Origin of the sequence: Planococcus donghaensis MPA1U2, from assembly GCF_000189395.1 — a bacterium.
GTDB classification, from domain to species: domain Bacteria; phylum Bacillota; class Bacilli; order Bacillales_A; family Planococcaceae; genus Planococcus; species Planococcus donghaensis_B.
The window spans coordinates 144,544-166,763 of record NZ_AEPB01000038.1 but is presented as its reverse complement, the minus strand read 5'-3'; the positions used below and the strand labels follow the sequence as shown (position 1 = coordinate 166,763).

The following is a 22,220-nucleotide window of genomic DNA, read 5'->3' as shown; positions in this document are numbered from 1 at the left end:
TTTTTTTATTGCATGAAAATAGGAGAGTGCACCAAAGCACTCTCCTATATATTTATTGTTTTAATTCCGCATCTGGAATCGTTGTTAACTGCCCATCTTCTTCGTCGTAGAAGCGCAATAAATCGCCGTTAATAATCGACTCGGAATATTCGAGTTCTGTAAATGCCTGCTCGATAAATGGTGCACATAATTCTTGCTCGGTTGGTTCACCCGTTTCTTTGTCGTAGCAAACATTTTCTGCATAAACCAATTCGTCTGTGACAAAACGCCCGTCACGGTAAATCGCTAACTCTTCGTGTTCTTCTGAGAACAAATCCCCACCAAATTGAATATCTTTCGACGTATCAATGTTCAGTAAGTTCATGATTGTTGGACGCATATCGATTTGTCCACCTACTTCATCCTCAACATAACCTTGGCCATACCCTGGAATATGAACGAAGAACGGAACTTTCTGCAATTCAGCAGACGTAAATGGCGTTACTTCTTCACCAAGATATTGAGACATGGCCTCATTATGATTTTCAGATATACCGTAATGGTCACCGTACATCACAATAATTGAGTTTTCGTATAAGCCTTGTTCTTTTAACTCGTCAAAAAGAGTTTTTACCGCTTCATCTAAATAACGCGATGTTTGGAAATATCGATTTAACGTTCCTGAATTCGAGTCGTATTCACCGATTAATTTGTCTTCTTCATCCAGTGTAAATGGATGATGATTTGTTAAAGTTAACAAACGACTATAAAATGGTTGTGGCATTTCAGTCATATGTTCAACAGACTGTTCCATAAATGGTACGTCCTTCATGCCCCAGTTTACCGCTTGACCATCTTCTACTTCAAAGCTTTCCACATCATAAAATTCGTCAATATTCAACGATTCATACATGATGTCGCGATTCCAAAAGCTCTTTGTGTTAGCATGTTGAACGTTTGTTGCATAGCCTTCACTGCCAAGGCTTTCAGCCATTGAGTTAAACGTGTTTCCGCTATGCGTAAAAAATACTGCCCCGCCACTTAACGGGTAAAGTGAGTTTTCAAGCAAAAATTCCGAATCCGAAGTTTTGCCCAACCCTGTTTGGTGATAGAAATTTTCAAAATAAATGGTGTCTTCATCTTCTGTCAACGAATTGATAAACGGTGTAATGGTTTGTCCGTTCATTTCTTCGTTAATCACAAAACTCTGCAACGATTCTAAAGTCACAACAATTAAGTTACGTCCTTCAGCAATTCCCTTCATTTCTGCAGAAGGTTCAATTTGGTTAGCACGTACGTAACTGTTCGCTTCTACCAACTCAGATCCGTCTGCTAATGCACGTTGTGCTTGTGATTTTGACTGAATGTAAATATCATACAAATGATAATTGTACATCCCTAAGTTTTTCACTAACATCTCACGGTCAAAGCTACGTGTTAATAATTGTGGACGTTCAGCTTCTGCCAGTCCTAAATTGAAAAATAGCACTGCCAACGCCAAAATATAATAAGCTTTGCGTTGTACCGATTGAGATTTTGCTTTGCTTGGTTTTAGTTTAATAAATTTAATAGCTAGTAGAATAACGAGAACATCTGCAAAGTAAAAAAGATCTGTCCAAAACACACTTGCAGCTGCACTAGATCCTAAATCGCCAAAATTATCGGTTTGGAACAATACAGGCAAGGTGATAAAGTCATTGAAAAATCGGTAAAATGCAACGTTTCCGTAAAGAACGATCGAGGTTACACCTGCTACCGATAGTAAATAAATATTTTTAACTTTGTCACTTTTAAAGAACAACGAGACTCCGTAAATAAACAACAGCATGCTTAACGGATTAATAAACAAGATAAACTCTTGCAACAAGTTATCAATGGTAATTGAAAAACTTGTTTTGTAAACAATATATGTTTTTAGCCAAGTGGCGATGATGGCAATTGCCAGGACTGTATGCTTTGGCCATTCTTTTTTTAACATTCCTAGACATCCTCCTATTCTATTTGTTTTTCACGGTTACCATAATAGTTCAGTATAAAACATTGTTGCAGTCAATTGAAGTAATTACCCTTATTAAAGACGAATGAAACAACTAAAAGTTTCGCAAAACGAATTTATTTTTTATCGTATTCGGATTTTTTTTGGCGCAAAATGAGCATCGCTGTTGCAAATTCTTTCGATGTAATAAATTGCAGTCGATACAGTTCTTTAATTTCTTCTTCCATTAATCCAATATCTGCACTGTAATCAGCTGTATAAATAACGGTGCCATAACGCTTTAGCAATTGCATAACATCATATAGGTTTTTCATTTGTCCACCGCCTTTAAATCGATAAAACCACTTTCTGTATAAATGCCGCTAACCGGCAAATCATGTGCTTCAACGGGAATCTCTTCAGCAATTTGACAATCAAATGCTAACGAACGAGTCTCGCCTGGATAGTTTGCTAAAAAGCGATCATAATAGCCTCCACCAAATCCAATTCTAAAGCCTTGTTTTGAAAAAACTACACCCGGTACGATTAATAAGTCGATTTGGTCAGGGGTTATGTAAGTTGTCGTTGTGACAATCGGTTCTTTTAGTTTCATGTAAACTGTTTCTAGTTGATCGAAATGCTCAATAATTCGAAAGTCCATCGTCCGGTTTGCTGAATAGCATTTTGGAACAGCTACTTGTTTACCCGTCGCCCAGCATGCTTCTATTAAAGCAAATGTATCTACTTCAGGAAATGCAGATATTGTTAGCCCAATTGTTGTTGCTGATAAAAAAGCGGGATCTTTCATTAAGTGATTTATAATTGCTTGCGATTTAGCGCTATATTGTTCAGCTGTCATTTGACGAAGCATTTCTAGCACTTGATTGCGTTGAGTTTTTTTATTCATATCCAAATCTTCTCCTTTAAAAAGAAAAAAGCCAAAACCTGTATGAGGTTTTGGCAATCAATGAATTACTTCGTTTCACGGTGTACTGTCATTTTCTTTTCACGTGAGCAATATTTTTTCATTTCAAGACGCTCAGGGTTGTTGCGCTTATTTTTAACAGTGCTGTAGTTACGTTCGCTACATTCTGTACAAGCTAAAGTGATGTTAACACGCATCGGTATCCCTCCTAATTCTTTCAAAGATCATTTGTAAATAAGCGTGATCTATACGACTTAATTATTATAGCATATTTCAACATAAAGTCTACTGTAAAACTTCAATAATCTTGAACCTTTCTAAATAAAAAAGAAGACCGGTAGCTTTTCGCTTCCGGCAACTTATTTTTGTTGAATGGGGACTCTCATTATTTGTTTAAATCGTAGTGACGACCGCGCACAAGGAAAAACAATTGTTCCGCAATATTTGTCGCGTGATCAGCCGATCGTTCCATATAGCGACTGATAAATGCTAATTGCGTAATTTGACCAAGCTTGTCCGGGTTTTCGCCACCTGCTTGGATTAGTTTACGAATTACATCGCCGTATAAATCGTCGACTTGATCGTCGAGTTCTGCAATTTCTTTTGCTTTGACAATATCTTCTTCTACAAAAGCATCAATTACTTGATGCAGCATGGCAACAGCCAATTTTTGCATTTGCTGAATCTGCCCGATTTGCGGCAATAACTCCTGATTGCCGATTCGAATGGTTTCTTTTGCAATATTAACTGCATAATCACCCACCCGTTCCATATCTGATGCTACTTTTATTGTTACGATTAAACGTCTTAAATCAGTAGCTACCGGCGACTGCTTCGCTATCAGTAAAATCACTCGGTCATTGATAAACTCTTCTAATTGATTGATGTCTTTATCATCTTCAATCACTTCTAATGCAGCATCTACATCTTGCCCTATTAATGCTTCCATAGACTTATTTAACGCACTTACTGCCATGGTGCTTAACGTGATTAATTCTTCTTGTGCTGTATTTAGTTCAAATTCAAATTTTTCGCGTACTGACAAACTTTTCGCCTCCCATTAACCGAATCTACCTGAAATATAATCTTCCGTACGTTTGTCTGCAGGGTTTGAAAATATCGTATCTGTTTGATTAAATTCGATAACCTCGCCATTCAAGAAAAACGCCGTTTTATCTGAAATACGAGCAGCTTGTTGCATATTGTGTGTCACAATGATGATGCTATAGTCTTTTTTCAATTCCTGAACCAATTCTTCAACTTTTAATGTCGAAATGGGATCAAGTGCCGAAGTTGGCTCATCCATCAAAATCACATCAGGTTCGATTGCAAGTGCGCGTGCGATACAAATCCGTTGCTGTTGACCGCCTGAAACGCTATAAGCATTTTCGTTTAAGCGATCTTTTACTTCGTCCCAAATAGCCGCTCCACGTAAACTTTTTTCAACAATTTCATCAAGAATTTTCTTGTTTTTGATGCCGTGAATTCGTGGGCCGTAAGCAATATTATCATAAATCGATTTTGGGAATGGATTGGGCTTTTGAAAAACCATGCCTACACGTGTGCGTAATTCTTCGACGCCATAATCGTGATCGAAAATATTGCGTCCGCGGTAAAGAATTTCTCCAGACGTTTTAACAGATGGCACCAATTCAACCATGCGATTTAATGTCTTTAAATAAGTTGACTTGCCGCATCCTGAAGGTCCGATTATTGCGGTTACTTCATTTTCTTTAATTTCTAAGTCGATATTTTTTAACGCATGATTTGTTCCGTACCAAAGATTTAGTTGATTTGTTTCGTAAACTGCTTTTTTAACAGACTTTTGAGTTGGTGTATCAATTCTTGGTTTTTCTGTAATAATAGTCGTCATTTGTAGAACCCCTTCCACATAATTAGCGTTAATAGCGTTTATCAAATTTGTTTCGAATAATTACTGCAATAGAATTCATAAACAATAGAACAGCCATTAACACCATAATTCCAGCTGCTGCTACCGTTTGAAATTCTTGTTGCGGACGGCTGGACCAATCATAAATTTGCATCGGCAGTGCAGTAAATGTATCCATAACTCCGGCCGGTAAAAACTGAATAATAACCGGAACACCAATAACGATTAACGGTGCTGTTTCTCCGATAGCTCGTGATAGGGCTAAAATACTTCCTGTTAAAATACCAGGTATTGCTGCTGGCAAAATAATTTTGATGATTGTTTGCCATTTGGTGGCACCCATACCAAAAGATGCATCTCGCAATTCACGCGGAACGGAACGAATCGCTTCTTGTGAAGAAACCACAATAACCGGTAAGATCAATAAACTCATTGTAAATCCGGCTGCGAGTACACTATTGCCTAATGCGAGTGCACGAACGAATATGGTTAACCCAAGTAAACCAAATACGACCGAAGGCACTCCTGCTAAATTGGAAATGTTCATGCGGATAAATGTGGTGATGCGGTTTTGCTTGGCATATTCCTCCAGGTAAATGGCTGAACCTACACCCAAAATAATTGAAGTCGGTGCCACAACCAGCATCAACCATAGCGAACCAACAAGTGCTGCTTTAATCCCTGCCTTTTCTGGAAACCGCGAAGCAAAGTTCGTTAAAAATTCAATGGATAAATGTCCCATTCCTTGAGAAACAATCCGGTAAAGTAAAATAACCAATGCTACTAATGCGACTAATGTAGCGGCTAAAAATAGATATTTAAAGATGCTGTTGGCGATTAATCTGCCATTCATCCGTTTGACAACTGCTTGTTGTTCAATATATCTCATATTAATATTCCTCCCTGAAACGTTTTGAGACGTAGCCAGCAAGGATATTCATAAGCATTGTAAAGACAAACAGCGTGAACCCGACTGCGTAGATGGAATAATAAATTGTTGTTCCGTATCCAGCATCCCCTTTTGATACTTGTACGATATAAGCAGTCATCGTTTGGATTGAACCGGTAAAGTCCCCATCAAATCTTGGTGTGGAGCCGGCTGCAAGCGAGACAATCATGGTTTCTCCGATTGCTCTCGATACAGCTAGCACCACCGATGCAATGATTCCTGATAACGCGGCTGGTAGAGTTATTTTCCAAGCCACTTCAAATTTTGTTGAACCCATTGCTAATGCGCCTTCTCGTATACTTTTTGGCACAGAAGACATGGCATCTTCTGACAAAGAAGCGATCATTGGAATAATCATGATTCCTACAACAATTCCGGGTGAAATCGCGTTAAAAATTTTGATTTCTGGAAATACCGATTGAAGAACCGGTGTGACAAATGTTAGCGCAAAAAATCCGTAAACAATTGTTGGAACACCTGCTAATACTTCAAGAATCGGCTTTAAAATGCGTCGAACATTTTCGCTGGCATACTCACTTAAATAAATGGCTGCTGAAATCCCGATGGGTACCGCGACAACCGTTGCAATTAACGTGACTTTTAATGTACCGACGATGAGCGGCAAAATGCCAAATTGGGCATCTTTATTTGAAAATGGCAACCACGTGGTGCCAAAAATAAAATCAAAAAATGGTACGCGCGTGAAAAACGTGATGGTTTCCACGATTAATGTTACAACGATCCCAACAGATGTTAAAACCGAAACTGAAGCAATCAAAAACAAAAGAACCGGCATGATTTTTTCGATTACTTTTTTGTTTTTCTTACCATTTGATCGTGCGATCATTTCTTGTACAGATGGTCGCATATCGAATCCCCTTTCAACCGCAAAAGGTGAGCAGCGGCTGCTCACCCTCAGACTATACTAGACTGGTCTTTGTTATTATTTAAGCGTTTCTAAATCTGCTAAATCTTTGTCATAATCTTCTTGTGGCAAAGCGACATAACCAACAGCCTCAGCCATAGCTCCTGCATTTTCAATCGCATAAGTCATGAAATCGTATGCTGCTTCGTTATCCGTAAGTGATGCATTATTAGCATATGTGAACAATGGACGTGATAGTGGTGCATACTCACCTGACTCAATTGTTTCATTGTTAGGTTCGACTCCATCAATTGATACAACTTTTAATGTGTCTTGGTTCGCAACGTAATACGCATAGCCGAAAAATCCGATTGCATTTGGATCTGCTTGTATTCCTTGAACCAATGTATTGTCGTCTTCAGACAATGTTGCTGAACTTACTAAATCTTCATCTTCTAAGATTACTTCGTTAAAATAATCGAAAGTTCCTGAATCTGTTCCTGGAGCATAAAATACAACTTCTTCATCTGGCCACTCTGGATTGATATCAGACCATTTTTTTGTTGATCCATCTTCTACCCAAAGCTTTTTCAAATCTTCTACTGTTAAATCTTCTACCCAGTCATTTTCTTGACTGACAACTACTGATAATCCATCATAAGCCAATTGGAATTCTGTATATTCAATGCCTGCTTCTTCAAGGCTAGCTGCTTCTTCTTCTTTTATAGGGCGAGAAGCATTTGAGAAATCCGTTTCACCTTGGATAAATTTTTCAAATCCGCCACCAGTACCTGATGTACCGACTGTAACTTGAACATCCGGCTGTGCTCCAGCATATTCTTCAACAATGCCTTCCATAATTGGTGCTACAGTAGAAGATCCATCACCAGATACAGTTCCTTCAACAACTGCTTCTCCTGCTGTTTCTGAACTCGTTTCTTGTGTATCCGTACTGCCGCATGCACCTAGAATTAAAGCTGAACCAAGAATTGTTGACGCCATCGCAAATTTCCAGTTTCTCATTATGTTGTTTCCCCCTATTAATTATGTTTGTTTACATTCTCTACTATATAGAGGGATTGTTGAGGACATATAAAGGCAATGTTAAGAAATTGTAAATGGCTTTGTTTACAGAAAAAGCCCCAAGAAAATTTCTCAATACGAGAATTTTCTTGGGGCTTTCGTTTATTCACCTTCAACTTGGACTGTTTTACTATAAGGTGGTTTTATTAGATTGCTTTCTTCTACTACTTCTTTACTTTTTAACTCAAAATACTTATCGGCTGCTGCTCGCGCAATTTCATTGTTCGCTCTTGGGACATTTTTAGGATCCGTCGTAACGTACGGAATGACGACTGCATAAGCAATTTCCGGATTTTCAAAAGGAGCATATCCAACATGCGCAATATTGATCGCATATTTCCCGTTTAGTTCATGGTCTTTTTCGTAAAAATATACTTCGGCTGTACCGGTTTTCCCAGCAGCGGTATAAGGAGCATCGCTGAATTGCGCACGCGCTGAACCTGAACTTCCAATATATACATTGCGCATACCGGTTTGAACTTGCTCAATCTCTTCTTGTGTATTGTTAATACGATTTAAAATTTTAGGCTCAATAATCGTTTCAATTGGACCTAGTGACACTCCGTCTGTAGAAGCACTGCGAATTTCTTTAACTACATGCGGTTCCATTCGGTAACCGTCATTAGCAATTGTTGAAATATACTGTGCTAACTGCATCGGTGTATACGTATCAAACTGACCAATTGCCAAATCGAGTAGTTTTGCCCCCGGAGAAGTTCCACCCATATATCCAGTTCCTTCGTTCGGCAAATCAATGCCAGTTTTAACCCCTAAACCAAATTGGGCATATGAATTGCGCATTTCAGCAAACGTTTCAGGAGCTACATACAATCCGCGATTGTATTGATATTCGACTCCTGCAATTTTCATCGCTATTTTAAACATATAAACGTTTGAAGATCGTTCGATGGCCATCAAGTCGGTCATTGGAATCCGGTTAAATGGCTCTGTATTAAAAATGGATTTTTTTAACGCGGTTCCGGCAAACTTAAGCGGCTCATCAATTTGAACTTCATTGAGTTCCACTGCGTCTTTAGCGTAACCCGTTAATAACGTTGCACCTTTAACAGTTGAACCCATTTCGTGAGCTGCTGTAAATGTCCCAAATGCATAGTCATAAATCACTTGTTTGCCGTCTTTATCTTCGCCAATTCGTTTGCCTACCATTGATAAAACTTCTCCCGTTTGCGGGTTCATCATGACTAAGTAAGCGTCTTTAACTAATTCTGAATTTGGACGTTTTTTTAACTCCAATAATTTATCTTCTACAATTTTTTCAAGTTCACTTTGCAATTCGCTATCGACGGATAACACAATGTCTTTTCCAGCTTCTCCTTCATCCACAGGAACTGTTTCAATGACACTTCCCCGGCCATCGGTTACATTTTTAACAACCGATTTTTGACCTTGTAACACTTCTTCGTATTGTTGTTCTAAGAAACTGATCCCAATACGATCGTTACGAGAATAATCTCGAGCTAAGTAGTATTCCAATTTTGTAGCGGGAATTCCGGTTTCCGGTGTAGTCGTACTCCCTAGAATGGTTAAGTCACTCGATTTGATCCGTTTCCAATCGGTTACGGTATTAACGCCTTTTAATTGCGGGTCCGTCAAGCGTTCCGAAACACGAGCAAACTCTTCATCCGTTACGTCTTCATTTTTGATCATTTGTGGAGTTAATGCATATCCTGAAGTCATTTCACGATAGATTGCGAGCACTTCAAGGTCTTCTCCCGATAAACTTGCTAGTTCTTCTTCTGTGATTTTTTCTCTTACTAACGCATCGAGCTTGCGCTGTTTTTCTGTTTCGGTAATATCTTCAGCAGCAATTGCTGCTCTTTCTTCATCCGTCACTTTTTTTGTGGCGCTTTCTGTATTTAATTGTATATAAAAATCCTGTTTGTCCCGGAGCGTCACTTTGTTAACGTCTTTTTCAATCAGCTTTGCTAACTCTCGTGCCACCGTCATCATTTCTTCTCTTTTGGTCGTTTGCATCGCTGTGTACGTAATGGCATTGACCGGTTTATTGCCAACTTGAATCCGTCCTTCGCTATCAAAAATGCGTCCTCTTGGAACACTCGTATTGACTGGGACTTCCTCTGTTCTTGCGATTGCACGTGCATAATCTTCCCCTTTAACGATTTGAAGAAAGCCTAGGCGTAAAATCAACAAAGAAAACAATAAAAAGATTGTGAAAAACAGGACATTCATTCGAAAGACTGTATTCGACTGTAATTTCACCCTCGCAAGTGAAATCCGTCTTTTTTGAGGCGGTTTCATGAGCAATTTGCTCCTTTCGCAAAAAAATATCCAGTTATCAGTATATCATCCTATAAAAAAAACACACACTTTTTCTGACGAAAAAGTGTGTGCAAAGTTTCAATTGTGACGTCTTATTTTGCTGTTTCGTAACGGTTTGAAACTTCTTCCCAGTTTACTACGTTCCAGAATGCATTGATGTAGTCTGGACGTTTGTTTTGGTATTTCAAGTAGTAAGCGTGCTCCCATACATCAAGACCAAGTAATGGCGTTTTGCCTTCCATTAATGGAGAGTCTTGGTTAGGTGTTGATACTACTTCAAGTTCGCCGTTAGAAAGAACAAGCCAAGCCCATCCTGATCCAAAGCGAGTTTTTCCAGCAGCAGCGAATTTTTCTTTAAATTCGTCAAAGCTTCCGAACTTGCTGTTGATTGCTTCGCCTAAAGCGCCTGTAGGGTTACCGCCACCGCTTGGAGACAATAGTTTCCAGAATAATGAGTGATTCGCATGTCCACCGCCGTTGTTACGGACAGCTGTGCGAATTGATTCTGGTACTGCATCTAAATCAGCAATTAACTCTTCTACAGATTTTGAAGCAAGGTCTTCGTGGCCTTCTAAAGCCGCATTTACGTTTGTGATGTACGTGTTGTGGTGTTTCGTGTGATGAATGTTCATCGTTTCTTTGTCAATATGTGGTTCAAGTGCGTCATACGCGTAAGGTAATTCAGGTAATTCATAAGCCATAATTAAATTCCTCCTTGAGTCTATTGGTCTACCTTCTTAGCCTATCAAAATTTCTAGACTGTTACAAACAAAATGCACGTCTAATGGCGTTATTCAGTCTTTTGCCCGAATTCACCTATGATTAAACGTATATTCCTTTATTTATCACTGAAATTAATAGTGATAAAGAAAAGCGCGATCATAACTGTCTGGATAATGCCTTTCGTAAAGACAGAGGTGATAAATCCGACAACAGATCCTACACCTGAAAGAAATGATTTTTTCAATGATGATTTGTTAAATATGATCTCTGCAACAATTGCTCCGATAAATGGACCAATTAAAATACCAACAATGGGTATAACAAAAGGACCTACAATCAATCCAATGGTACTACCCCAAAGTCCCGCTTTAGAGCCTCCAAACTTTTTCACGCCAAAAGCATTTGCAATAGCATCTGCTCCGAACAACAAAATTACAAACAAACTTTGAATTGCCCAGAACCACCAAGGCAAATCACTAAAACTAAAAAATAAGCCATATACAACAAAGCCGCCGAAAATAAACAAAACAGCCGGTATAATTGGGTAAACCAAACCGATAAAGCCAATAACAAAAAATAGCAAGATTACAATCCAGCCGATGATTTCCATCTGCATTCCTCCTATAAAAAAGCTCTCTTCTATCGTGCTCTACATTTTAATAAATGTAAAGTTTGATGAAAGAGAGCTTTTTGATTTTTTTATCGGTCTGCTTATACCTAGCGCAGAACACGCACATATGCTTTTCTACTTAAGCGCGGTTTCCTAAAATTGCTTCTGCAATATTAACTGAGTGGTCACCAATTCGCTCTAGATTACTTACGATGTCGACAAAGACAATACCTGCTTGTCCCGTACATACACCTTCGTTTAAGCGTAAAATGTGTTTTTTGCGGAATTTACGTTCCATTTTGTCGATCAAGTCTTCTTGTTCAGCTACTTCACGAGCCAATTCATGGCTAGTGGTATCTAATGCGTTAAGCGCTTTTTGAACTGTTGCAATCGTCAATGTAAACATTTCTGTTAAATCTTCCATTGCACTTTCCGTGATTTTCACTTTGTTGTTTTCTTGGTAATCTACTAGCTCGATAATGTTTTCAAAATGGTCACCAATTCGTTCAATGTCACGAACTGTTTCCATTAACATCGTGTGGCGAGTTGAATCAGCTGCTGAAATAGACTCTGCTGAAATCAGTACCAAGTAATCTGTGATTTTGCTATCAAGATTGTTAATGGCATCTTCTAACTGATAACCCATTTCTGCATTTTTCTTGCTCTTTGTCATTAAATATTTATACGTTTCTTCTAAACCTTGCACTGAATATTGACCCATGCGCAAAATTTCTTCTTTTGCTTGGCCAAGTGCAATGGAAGGAGATTGTTCGATAAAGTGAATATCCAAATGTTTTGGTTTAAATTCAACCAACACTTCTTCACCTGGAATAACTTTCGTCACTAGGTAAGCCCATGCACCTATTAATGGAAATTGAATAATAGTGTTTACTACGTTAAATGAACCGTGAGCAAATGCGATTTGCATTTTCGGTTCTAATGCCAAGACCCCTGAAATCCATTCTACATAAGCTGTAAAAGGAATTAATAAGATCAAGAAGATAACCGAACCAACGATATTAAACAGTACATGTACTGCTGCTGCGCGGCGTGCTGCGATTGAAGTACCAAGTGCTGCTAGTACCGCTGTAATGGTTGTTCCGATATTGTCACCGAATAGAACTGGCAGAGATGCACCAAGCGTAAGGATGTTTTCAGCGTAAAGTCCTTGGAGAATTGCGACAGTACCACTTGAGCTCTGTACAATTAACGTAAAGACTGTTCCGACAAACACTCCTAAGATCGGGAATTCACTTAAATTAACCGTCATGTCGATAAAGGCTGGTAATTCGCGTAGTGGTTTCATACCGCCACTCATTAATTCCATACCGTAGAATAAGCCACCAAAACCAAAAATGACTTGTCCGATGTTTTGGATTTTGTTTTTCTTAATAAAGAAAATCATTGCCGCTCCGACTGCCATAATTGGCAAAGCGTACTCTCCAACATCTAAACCGATAATGAAGGCTGTTACAGTAGTCCCAATATTAGCCCCCATAATAACACCGATTGCCTGTCTCAATGTCATAAACCCGGCACTAACTAAACCAACTACGATTACAGTAGTACCTGAACTCGATTGAATTAAGATGGTTACGATAATACCAACTAAAACACCCATGAACGGATTTGTTGTAAAACGATCCAAGATGTCTCGTAGTTTATCACCTGCTGCTTTTTGTAAAGCATCACCCATAAACTTAATTGAAAATAGGAAAATCCCTAATCCACCAAAAAAGGAAAAGAAGATTTCTTGCCAGTTCATTTCCACGATACATATTCAACTCCTAAATTTCATATTCACACCTAACCTATTATGCGTAGTTTACTAAGAATTTGTAAACACCTTTCTGCAAAATTTACATTCCCGTAACAAAGCGACATTTTTTTTTACAATCTACGTGGTACGATTATTGGTATAGATGAGAGGAAGATGAATTTGAACCTATACCAATTATTTAAAGCGAGTTTAATGGAACCTAAAAAACAAGCAGCCGTCCGAATAATGAGCATTGGGAAAATAATGCAGTTTATCTTTGTTTTTATATCATTGTTAACAATAGCATCTTTTATTGAATGGAGCACTGGGTTGGGTAATGCCTCTAGCAGTATAGAGGGACTCATCGAATTTGTCGAAGAAATTGATTGGCTCCTTTACCCGTTTGCTTTTGTTTTCCTATTTGTTTCAACTACAATCTATCATTTTATCAAAATCAGCTTGTTCGCTTTGATCGCTTTGCTGATTTTGAATAGCAGAAAACGTCGTGGTGAATACCGTCATTTATGGCGCACTACCGCATTAAGTGTAACCATCCCAACATTACTAGCATTTGTGTTAAGTTTCTTTGACGTTGGTTTTAAAGTTTCTATCGCTACTAGTTTATTGACCATCTTCTATTTATATGTAGCAATTGGCTATTACCCAAAAAAACCACCCGTTTCAAAGAAACAAGCGTAAGATTGATTTATGGTGTTAATCAGCCGTCTTTCTTGTCTTTTTGCGCACGACACTGCTAAAATGGCTATAGGCAATAGAAGAGAGCCTGCATGCTTGTTTATTCCTCGTATGTAGGACAAAGATATGTGAGCCGGTACAACAGGCCACCATTAAAAAGGAGAGATTTTTTCATGAGCGAAATGACACACCGTTCAAAAACACGCCCCGTAAGAGTCGGAGATTTGACGATTGGCGGCAGTAATGAATTATTTATACAAAGTATGGCTACGACTAAAACGCATGATGTTGAAGCAACAGTCGCTGAAATTTTGCGATTAGAAGAAGCTGGATGCCAAGTAGTTCGCGTAGCATGCCCTGACGAACGTGCAGCTTATGCAATTGGCGCGATTAAAGCACGCATTAACATTCCTTTAGTAGTAGATATTCATTTTGATTATAAATTAGCTTTAATTGCAATTGAACAAGGTGCAGACAAAATCCGCATTAACCCAGGTAACATTGGACGACGCGAAAAAGTAGAAGCTGTGGTAAATGCGGCTAAAGCAAAAGGCATTCCTATTCGTATCGGGGTTAACGCTGGATCATTAGAACGTAAAATTTTAGAAAAATACGGCTATCCAACGGCTGAAGGTATGGTCGAAAGTGCACTTCACCACATTAAAATTTTAGAAGACTTGGATTTCCACGATATTATCGTTTCATTAAAAGCTTCAGATGTCAGCTTAGCGGTTGAAGCATATGAACTCGCTTCAAAAGCTTTTGACTATCCATTACACTTAGGTATTACTGAATCTGGAACATTGTTCTCTGGTACAGTGAAGAGTGCTGCAGGTCTTGGCGCATTGTTTGCCAAAGGCATTGGTAACACACTTCGCGTATCGTTAAGTGCAGACCCAGTCGAAGAAGTAAAAGTAGCGCGTGAAATGCTGAAAATTTTCGGCCTTTCTTCAAACGCCGCAACGCTAATTTCATGCCCGACATGTGGACGTATTGAAATTGATTTGATATCAATTGCGAACGAAGTGGAAGAATATATTTCACACATTAAAGCTCCATTAAAAGTAGCAGTTCTAGGCTGTGCGGTTAACGGTCCAGGTGAAGCGCGTGAAGCTGATATCGGAATTGCCGGTGCTCGCGGCGAAGGATTACTGTTTATGCACGGTAAAACCGTCCGTAAAGTTCCTGAAGAAACAATGGTCGAAGAACTGAAAATCGAAATCGACAAATTAGCTGAAGCTTATTTCGAAAAACAAGCAACTGAAAAAGCGAAAAAAGAATTAGAACAACAAGTATAAGGTTGTGAAGTAATGAGATACCGTTTCGGAATAGATATTGATGGAACCGTGACTTCTCCAACGTCACTGATTCCTCACATAAATGAACAGTTTAACAGTGAATTAACCTTGGATGATATTAAAGAATATGATTTGACTGCAGCTCTCCCTCATTTGACGCAAGGCGAATTTTATTCTTGGTTCCGGGATTCCGAGCCGCGTATTTATGCGGCTTCTCCTGTATCTGATCATGCAAAACAAATTTTAAACAACTGGAAAGACCAATACGAACTGTATTATATTTCCGCTCGTGGGGACAATGTTCGTGATATCACGCTAAATTGGTTTAAAGAACATGCGATAGCGTATGATCATATTGAACTGATTGGTTCTCACAAAAAAATCGAAACAGCAAAACGTCACAATGTGGATTTATTTTTCGAAGACAAACACGACAATGCTGTAGAAATAGCTGAAGAGCTTGATATTCCCGTTATTCTTTTTGATACCCCTTATAACCGTGAGGTCATTCCATCGAATGTTATACGCGTTTATGACTGGCTCGAAGCAGAAAAATGGGTTAAAAACGAATTTAGTTTGCACGAAACGTTAAGCCTTAAATAATGAAAAAAGCGAGAGTGGATTTCCCCACTCTCGCTTTTTATTTGCATTCGGGACATTTCCCGTATATTTCAAACTTGTGATTGGCAATTTCGTATGCGGGTAACGCTGCACCTAACATATCCATCGGACAAATCGGGATTTCTTTTATTTTGCCACAATCCATGCAAATAAAATGGTGATGGTGATGATCGCTTTCGCATTGCATGCGAAAATGACGTTCACCTGATAATTCGGTTTCTTCTAATATGCCAAGCGATACAAAAGTCGCTAAATTCCGATATACCGTGTCGTAGCTCATACTTGGATAGTCTTTTTGCATAACATCCAACAAATCTCTCGCTGTCAAATACCTTTCATCATTCGTAAACAACTCTAAAATTTGATTGCGTTTCGATGTTTCCTTAAAACCATTGTCTTTTAGAATTTTCCATGCATTTGTTAAATTCATGCAATCGCTCCTTTTTTACGCGAAACCTTTATTTTTTTATACGCAAGGACTAGCAATAATAGGAAAATCGATGTCACAACAATTGTTCCACCCGGAGCTAAGTCTAAGTAAAAAGCAGATACTAATCCGGTAATAACCGAAATTTCACCAAAAACGATGGATAGAAAGATCGTTTGTTTAAAACTTTTTGTGACACGCATTGCTGTTGCAACAGGAATGGTCATAAGTGATGATACAAGAAGTATACCAACAATGCGCATAGAGCCTGCAATTACAAGCGCTGTTACGATCATAAACATAAAGTGAATCCATTTAGCCGGCAAGCCCGAAGCTCTCGCGTATTCGTCGTCAAATGACAAAACAAATAATTCTTTAAAGAAGATAAAGACAAAAGCTAGCACTATGACCGCCACACCAACAACAATAAATAAGTCTTCTCTACTTACCGCTGATACTGAGCCAAATAAATAACCAAATAAGTCACTTGAAAAACCTTCAGCTAACGAAATAAATATCGCACCAAATCCAATACCTGCAGACAATATAATTGGAATCGCTAATTCTTGATAATGCTTATACAAGCTTCTTAAACGTTCGATCAACATAGAACCACCTACTGAAGCTGCAATCCCAAGAAATAACGGGTTTAAAAGCGCTAAAGAAGCCACACTTTGACTTAAGTATAAACTTCCTGCAATGCCTGCTAACGTCACATGACTTAATGCATCCGCAATTAATGATAGACGGCGAACAACAATAAACACGCCAAGTAACGGTGCAATGACCCCAATAATTAATCCTGCCGCAAAAGCATTTTGTAAAAATTCATAAGAAAAAATAGCTTCTATCATGTGTGGCTTCCCCCGATATGGTGAATTTTCCGGACAGAATGGCCATACCACGCTTCGCGCTTTTCATCACTCATCGTATGAAGCTGTTCTTTATAGCCATGGAAATGAATCGTTTGGTTCAAACACGCCACATGAGTGATTCGGTCTGTTACCGTATCCACATCATGCGTCACGAGGACCATTGTGATATTTTTGTCCTGGTTTAGCCTGGCCAACATGTCATAAAATGCTTGAACATTTTCATGGTCAATCCCAACTGTCGGTTCATCCAGTATTAACACTTTTGGTTTTGCAATTAATGCTCGTGCAATAAAAATACGTTGTTGCTGACCACCGGAAAGTTCACTAATGCTTCTATCGATAAATGGTTCCATACTGACCGCTTCTAGCGCCTCAACTACTTGTTGATGCGTTGTTTTAGGCAACCGATGAAACAAACCTGTTTTTTTTGCTAAACCACCTGCTACTACTTCTTTAACAGTCGCTGGAAAACCTGAATTAAATGAATTAGATTTTTGAGAAACATAACCAATCCATTCACGGTTTTTAAAATTTTTGGAGTCTACACCAAAAAGCTCAATTTTTCCTTTGCTTGGCTTGATAAGTCCTAACATGATTTTCAATAACGTCGATTTCCCTGATCCGTTCGGACCTAATATGGCTAGAAAATCACCTTCTTCCACTTTCATGGAAATATGATCTAACGCTTTGGTTTCTTCATATTCAAAGCTGATGTCTTGAATGTCGATTAATGGCGCAACCATTGTTTCGCCTCTTTTCTAATTAATAATGATTACGATTTACACTAGAAAAGTATAGTGGAGTTCTACGCCAATGTAAATAGATTTTGCTTAGATCAATTGTAATTAGTATTTTCTTAATTTTATTTGGGTAAAAGTTTTTTCTAAAACAAAAAAGCTGAAGACAGGTACCCAACTAAGGGACTGTTTTCAGCTTTAGATATTTGCATTTATAAAGAAGATTTTAATTCTTCGATAACTCCTGGTGAAAAGACGCCCGCTTTAAACATTTCAATTTCAAATGAATATGGCGGTTTTTTGTTTTTTGCATCTGCTCCGACATATGGCGTTTCAAGAATTTTTGGTACATGCATTAAATCCGGATGATGAACAATACCGTTTAACGCATCAAAGCCGATTTCACCAAAGCCAATATTTTCGTGGCGGTCTTTAGCTGCTCCGCGAATATTTTTACTGTCATTGATGTGCAATACTTGAAGACGATCAATCCCGACAATCCGGTCGAACTCTTCTAATACGCCATTAAAATCTTCTTTAATATTGTACCCTGAATCATGTGTGTGACAGGTGTCAAAGCATACAGATAAACGTTCATTATGAGTCACGCCATTAATAATTGCGGCGATTTCCTCAAAACTGCGTCCACATTCTGTACCTTTTCCTGCCATTGTCTCAAGTGCGATATTGACAGGATAATCTTGCGTCAAAACTTCATTTAATCCTTCGATAATTTTTGCGATCCCTGCATCAGCCCCAGCCCCTACATGCGCACCTGGATGTAAAACAATTTGTTTTGCACCAAGTGCTGCAGTACGTTCAATTTCTTTTTGTAGAAATTCAACACCGTGCTGAAAAGTTTCAGGTTTTTGCGTGTTTCCTAAGTTGATAATATACGGTGCATGGACCACAATATTCGTTAAATTGTTAGCTGCCATATGAGCGAGACCAGCATCGATATTTAAATCTTCGATCGGTTTGCGGCGCGTGTTTTGAGGTGCACCGGTATAGATCATGAAAGTCGACGCTCCGTAAGAAGCGGCTTCTTCGCTTGCTGCAAGCAGCATCTTTTTGCCGCTCATTGATACGTGAGATCCTAATAACATTGACCTATCTCCTTATTTTTTACGATTTTTGCGTCGTTCCATTTTCTTGATTTCGTCCATTTTCCACTTCATTTTCTTCTTGTACATCGGTCTTACTTTTTTCGGTTTGTGAACCATTGTTTTCGCTTTCGCGTCGGCTTCGTTCACTTTTCTTGTACGGGTTGTCCGGCTATGACGCTCTTTCAAGTCGACAAATTCGCCTTTCACAATATCTTTTTGTTGGAACGGAATGCCCATTTTCTCAATACGAACAATTGCATCGTCTTCTTCTGGCTTGAATAGCGTAATCGCTAATCCTTTCATTCCTGCGCGAGCTGTACGGCCCACACGGTGAATAAAGAATTCCAGGTCTTCTGGCAATTCGTAGTTAATGACATGGCTAACGCCTTGAATATCAATTCCACGAGCTGCAAGATCTGTTGCGACGATATATTGATATTCCAAATCGCGAATTTGACGCATCATTTTAACACGTTCGCGAGGCGCTAAATCGCCATGTACACGTCCAACTCGAATGCCTTCTTTTGCTAATTGATCTGCAACATAATCCGCATTTGTACGTGTGTTAACGAAAATAATCGCTAAATAAGGGTTGATCACTTTCATCACATCTTGTAAGCGATCCATTTTCTTTTTACTGCGGACCGGCACTAAGTAAAAGTCTAAACCATCTGCAGTTGGACGTTTGTCGCCAATTTTCACATGAATTGGTGACTCCATGTATTTTTTAAGGAATGGTTTTAGTTTTTCAGGAATTGTCGCTGAAAAGACATACATTTCTAAGTCATCTTTCATTTTTCCAGCTACTTGGTCAATTTCTTCGATAAAACCAAGATCAAAAGCCAAATCCGCTTCATCCACTATAAGAATTTTACCTGTGTGAACCAACAAAGCGTTTTCTTTAACTAAGTCTCTTAAACGACCAGGTGTTCCAACGACGATATGGGGCTGTGTTTTTAACTTGTTAATCGAACGTTGTTTGTCCGTACCACCGATAAACGATTTTACTTCAATGCCCGATCCTACAACTAGTTTTTGCAACTCATTGAAGATCTGCGTTCCAAGTTCACGTGTCGGTGCTGAAATTACCGCCTGCACTTCCTGTTTGCTGACGTCAATACGTTCTACAATGGGAATAATGAAACTATGCGTTTTTCCAGTCCCTGTATGGGATTGTCCAATTGCACTTGTGCCTTTCAATATATGGGGCATCATTTCCTTTTGGATCTGTGTTGGTTCCGTAAAACCAAGTTTTTCTACCGCTTCTAATAGAAACGGTTTGAATGGGTATTCGTTGAATTTTGTCATGGGATTAAATTCCCTCCTTACGCTTTAGACATTATAGCATAAAATCACTGCTTTACGCGATGCAACTTTTGTAAAGCGGTGCCGTCTCCGTTATAATGAATATATGATTGTGAAATTGAAAGGAGCGCGGTACTGGATGAAAGTTATGAAAATATCGCCAAGAGGATATTGTTACGGAGTGGTCGATGCGATGGTTATCGCAAAAAATGCTGCAATGGACGAAAGTTTACCACGCCCCATTTATATACTAGGAATGATTGTCCATAATAAACACGTAACGGATGCTTTTGAAGAAGACGGCATTATTACATTGGATGGTCCAAACCGTCTTGAAATTTTGGAAAAAGTAGAAACGGGTACCGTTATCTTTACCGCACACGGTGTTTCTCCACAAGTTCGTGAGCTAGCTAGACGCAAAGGATTAGTATCGATTGATGCAACATGTCCTGACGTTACCGTTACTCATGACTTGATCCGCGAGAAAACGGCAGATGGCTACCAAATCGTCTATATCGGAAAAAGTGGACACCCTGAACCAGAAGGCGCAATTGGGGTCGCACCTGATATGGTCCATTTAGTAGAAAGCGTTGAAGACGTTAATCAATTACAATTAGATTCCGAAAAAATTATTGTGACGAACCAAACGACTATGAGTCAATGGGACGTCGTGGACATGATGGAACGCTTGAAAGAAAAATTCCCGCAATCCGAAGTTCATAAAGAAATTTGTTTAGCTACGCAAGTTCGTCAAGAAGCGGTGGCACAACAAGCAGGCGATACTGATTTATTGTTAGTTATTGGAGACCCGATGAGCAATAACTCAAACCGTTTAGCACAAGTGTCTCAAGACATCGCCGGTACTCCTGCATATCGGATTTCTGATTTGTCTGAGTTGAAGTTGGAATGGTTAGAAGGCGTTGAAACTGTAGGCATTACAGCAGGTGCCTCTACCCCAACACCAATCGTTAAAGAAGTGATGAAGTTCTTGGATCTTTACGACCCAGCAGACTCAAGCACGCATCAGTTAACTCGTTCTGTACCACTCAATAAAATTTTACCAAAAATCAAGCACCCGAAACCCTCGGATCGCATTGAGCCCTATCCAGTAGGTGAATAATTAAAAACAGTCGCAAAAGTTAAAACTTAACTTTTGCGACTGTTTTTTTATTTTATTGTGGATTTAATAAGGCGATGACATACTTATAACAAAAAGAAGACCTGCGATACTGAAGTATAGCAGCGGTTTGTCTCGTTTCGTCACCTTTTTTTCAATAAGCAAATATAACAGAAATGTTACCCAAATACAGCAAAGTGCAGCAATAAATAGTTCCATTTAACACCTCTCTATTAGCTTCTTTCTACTTGCACCGACTCTCAGTAAAACAAGTACACAATCGTAAGAATGCTAGCAAGATCATTCCCACTCCTGCAATAACTATAGATTTACCGCAGCTACATATTTACGTACGATCTGTTGGAAGAACTTCCCTACAAAATTCTTGTTTTATAAGAAGTGTTAAGTTTCGAGTATTTCAGATTTTGCATCCCCAGAAAATTTAACGCTCGCTAATACGGTGTACCCGAAAACCAAGCCAGCCACTGTAGGGACAGTTGTTCCCCCAAAAAAGAGTATATTTGGGATAGGTAACAACCCTTCTGCTATAGGTGCAAACGGGACGAATGTCATCAATACAATATAAAGCGAAGGCAATCCAATTGCTGCAAATTTGATCCAGTTGTAAGTCCAATCTCCGCTATTAATCCGTTGAAGTATGAATTTTGGCGTACGAAGCAGAGCACCTATCACTACTGGAAATAAAGCAATGTACAGTTGAATTGGAAAAAGGTTAAATGTCATTTGAGATTTCTCAGCTACCTGTGACTGTAGATACATTCCTAAGTACAAGATTAATCCAATGACTAACGTCCACATGAAATAATACAAAAATTGTTTCAAAACAAACTCCCCCTTTTGTTTAAATTCAATAAACCATCCTTCTTCCTATACGAAAATGGCTGAGAATCGTTTCATTTATTTGGAAAAAATAATGACGAAGCTAACTTTTGATGTATAAAACTTTGATAGGCAAGA

At 38.8% G+C, this 22,220-nt stretch carries 23 protein-coding genes; 4 read left to right on the top strand and 19 right to left on the bottom strand.

All coding sequences use genetic code 11. From position 1 onward, the window contains the following. Positions 1-52 precede the first annotated feature (52 nt). From GPDM_RS11855 to GPDM_RS11795, 13 genes are all read right to left on the bottom strand, one after another. Positions 53-1,957, bottom strand: a complete 1,905-nt coding sequence (locus GPDM_RS11855; RefSeq protein ID WP_008431672.1) for an LTA synthase family protein — start codon at positions 1,955-1,957, stop codon at positions 53-55. A 134-nt stretch (positions 1,958-2,091) separates the two neighbouring features. Continuing rightward, entirely contained in the window at positions 2,092-2,289 is a 198-nt protein-coding gene (locus GPDM_RS11850) for a YqgQ family protein (protein WP_008431671.1), read from the bottom strand. After that, on the bottom strand, positions 2,286-2,861 hold the full coding sequence (locus GPDM_RS11845) for a 5-formyltetrahydrofolate cyclo-ligase (protein WP_008431670.1): 576 nt from the start codon (positions 2,859-2,861) through the stop codon (positions 2,286-2,288). Before GPDM_RS11845 ends, GPDM_RS11850 begins: the two co-directional genes overlap by 4 nt. A gap of 65 nt (positions 2,862-2,926) precedes the next feature. Then, positions 2,927-3,076, bottom strand: a complete 150-nt coding sequence (rpmG, locus tag GPDM_RS11840) for a 50S ribosomal protein L33 (RefSeq protein ID WP_006830468.1) — start codon at positions 3,074-3,076, stop codon at positions 2,927-2,929. A gap of 188 nt (positions 3,077-3,264) precedes the next feature. Then, positions 3,265-3,924 carry a phosphate signaling complex protein PhoU gene (gene phoU / locus GPDM_RS11835; RefSeq protein ID WP_008431668.1) on the bottom strand — a complete coding sequence of 220 codons (660 nt, stop codon included), beginning with the start codon at positions 3,922-3,924 and terminating at the stop codon, positions 3,265-3,267. 15 nt (positions 3,925-3,939) lie between these two features. Then, positions 3,940-4,752: a phosphate ABC transporter ATP-binding protein PstB gene (gene pstB / locus GPDM_RS11830; RefSeq protein WP_008431667.1), complete on the bottom strand. Its 813-nt coding sequence runs from the start codon at positions 4,750-4,752 to the stop codon at positions 3,940-3,942. 28 nt (positions 4,753-4,780) lie between these two features. Continuing rightward, positions 4,781-5,659, bottom strand: a complete 879-nt coding sequence (gene pstA, locus GPDM_RS11825; protein ID WP_008431665.1) for a phosphate ABC transporter permease PstA — start codon at positions 5,657-5,659, stop codon at positions 4,781-4,783. 1 nt (position 5,660) lies between these two features. Next, positions 5,661-6,587: a phosphate ABC transporter permease subunit PstC gene (pstC, locus tag GPDM_RS11820; protein WP_008431664.1), complete on the bottom strand. Its 927-nt coding sequence runs from the start codon at positions 6,585-6,587 to the stop codon at positions 5,661-5,663. Between the two features lie 75 nt (positions 6,588-6,662). Next, positions 6,663-7,607, bottom strand: a complete 945-nt coding sequence (locus tag GPDM_RS11815) for a PstS family phosphate ABC transporter substrate-binding protein (protein ID WP_008431662.1) — start codon at positions 7,605-7,607, stop codon at positions 6,663-6,665. Positions 7,608-7,769: 162 nt separating this feature from the next. Beyond that, positions 7,770-9,947, bottom strand: a complete 2,178-nt coding sequence (locus GPDM_RS11810) for a penicillin-binding transpeptidase domain-containing protein (RefSeq protein ID WP_008431661.1) — start codon at positions 9,945-9,947, stop codon at positions 7,770-7,772. Positions 9,948-10,060: 113 nt separating this feature from the next. Continuing rightward, entirely contained in the window at positions 10,061-10,669 is a 609-nt protein-coding gene (gene sodA / locus GPDM_RS11805) for a superoxide dismutase SodA (protein WP_008431659.1), read from the bottom strand. Between the two features lie 137 nt (positions 10,670-10,806). After that, complete coding sequence (locus GPDM_RS11800) at positions 10,807-11,301, bottom strand: DUF456 domain-containing protein (protein WP_008431656.1); 495 nt, start codon at positions 11,299-11,301, stop codon at positions 10,807-10,809. A gap of 139 nt (positions 11,302-11,440) precedes the next feature. Continuing rightward, on the bottom strand, positions 11,441-13,072 hold the full coding sequence (locus GPDM_RS11795; RefSeq protein ID WP_008431654.1) for a Na/Pi cotransporter family protein: 1,632 nt from the start codon (positions 13,070-13,072) through the stop codon (positions 11,441-11,443). A 162-nt stretch (positions 13,073-13,234) separates the two neighbouring features. On the opposite strand from GPDM_RS11795, the gene GPDM_RS11790 reads away from it, so the two are divergent. The 3 genes from GPDM_RS11790 to GPDM_RS11780 all read left to right on the top strand — a co-directional run bounded on the left by GPDM_RS11790 (position 13,235) and on the right by GPDM_RS11780 (position 15,657). Beyond that, positions 13,235-13,759, top strand: coding sequence for a DUF1189 family protein (locus tag GPDM_RS11790; RefSeq protein ID WP_039863368.1), 525 nt, complete (start codon positions 13,235-13,237; stop codon positions 13,757-13,759). A gap of 170 nt (positions 13,760-13,929) precedes the next feature. Then, the gene (gene ispG / locus GPDM_RS11785; protein ID WP_008431652.1) at positions 13,930-15,054 is read left to right on the top strand and encodes a flavodoxin-dependent (E)-4-hydroxy-3-methylbut-2-enyl-diphosphate synthase; all 1,125 of its coding nucleotides are present in this window, start codon (positions 13,930-13,932) and stop codon (positions 15,052-15,054) included. A gap of 12 nt (positions 15,055-15,066) precedes the next feature. After that, positions 15,067-15,657, top strand: a complete 591-nt coding sequence (locus GPDM_RS11780; protein WP_008431651.1) for a nucleotidase — start codon at positions 15,067-15,069, stop codon at positions 15,655-15,657. A gap of 37 nt (positions 15,658-15,694) precedes the next feature. On the opposite strand, the gene GPDM_RS11775 is transcribed toward GPDM_RS11780, so the two are convergent. The 5 genes from GPDM_RS11775 to GPDM_RS11755 form a co-directional block, all read right to left on the bottom strand. Beyond that, on the bottom strand, positions 15,695-16,105 hold the full coding sequence (locus tag GPDM_RS11775; RefSeq protein WP_008431650.1) for a Fur family transcriptional regulator: 411 nt from the start codon (positions 16,103-16,105) through the stop codon (positions 15,695-15,697). Beyond that, positions 16,102-16,956, bottom strand: coding sequence for a metal ABC transporter permease (locus GPDM_RS11770; RefSeq protein ID WP_008431649.1), 855 nt, complete (start codon positions 16,954-16,956; stop codon positions 16,102-16,104). Before GPDM_RS11770 ends, GPDM_RS11775 begins: the two co-directional genes overlap by 4 nt. Next, positions 16,953-17,720, bottom strand: a complete 768-nt coding sequence (locus tag GPDM_RS11765; RefSeq protein ID WP_008431648.1) for a metal ABC transporter ATP-binding protein — start codon at positions 17,718-17,720, stop codon at positions 16,953-16,955. Before GPDM_RS11765 ends, GPDM_RS11770 begins: the two co-directional genes overlap by 4 nt. A gap of 206 nt (positions 17,721-17,926) precedes the next feature. Further along, a complete protein-coding gene (locus GPDM_RS11760) occupies positions 17,927-18,820 on the bottom strand; it encodes a deoxyribonuclease IV (RefSeq protein ID WP_008431647.1) in 894 nt (297 codons plus the stop codon). Positions 18,821-18,832: 12 nt separating this feature from the next. Then, on the bottom strand, positions 18,833-20,128 hold the full coding sequence (locus GPDM_RS11755; protein WP_008431646.1) for a DEAD/DEAH box helicase: 1,296 nt from the start codon (positions 20,126-20,128) through the stop codon (positions 18,833-18,835). 136 nt (positions 20,129-20,264) lie between these two features. Between GPDM_RS11755 and GPDM_RS11750 the strand changes: the two genes are divergently transcribed. Then, positions 20,265-21,245: a 4-hydroxy-3-methylbut-2-enyl diphosphate reductase gene (locus GPDM_RS11750; protein WP_008431645.1), complete on the top strand. Its 981-nt coding sequence runs from the start codon at positions 20,265-20,267 to the stop codon at positions 21,243-21,245. A gap of 399 nt (positions 21,246-21,644) precedes the next feature. Here GPDM_RS11750 and GPDM_RS11745 read toward each other — a convergent pair whose 3' ends face one another. Then, entirely contained in the window at positions 21,645-22,085 is a 441-nt protein-coding gene (locus GPDM_RS11745; RefSeq protein ID WP_008431644.1) for a hypothetical protein, read from the bottom strand. Positions 22,086-22,220 lie beyond the last annotated feature (135 nt).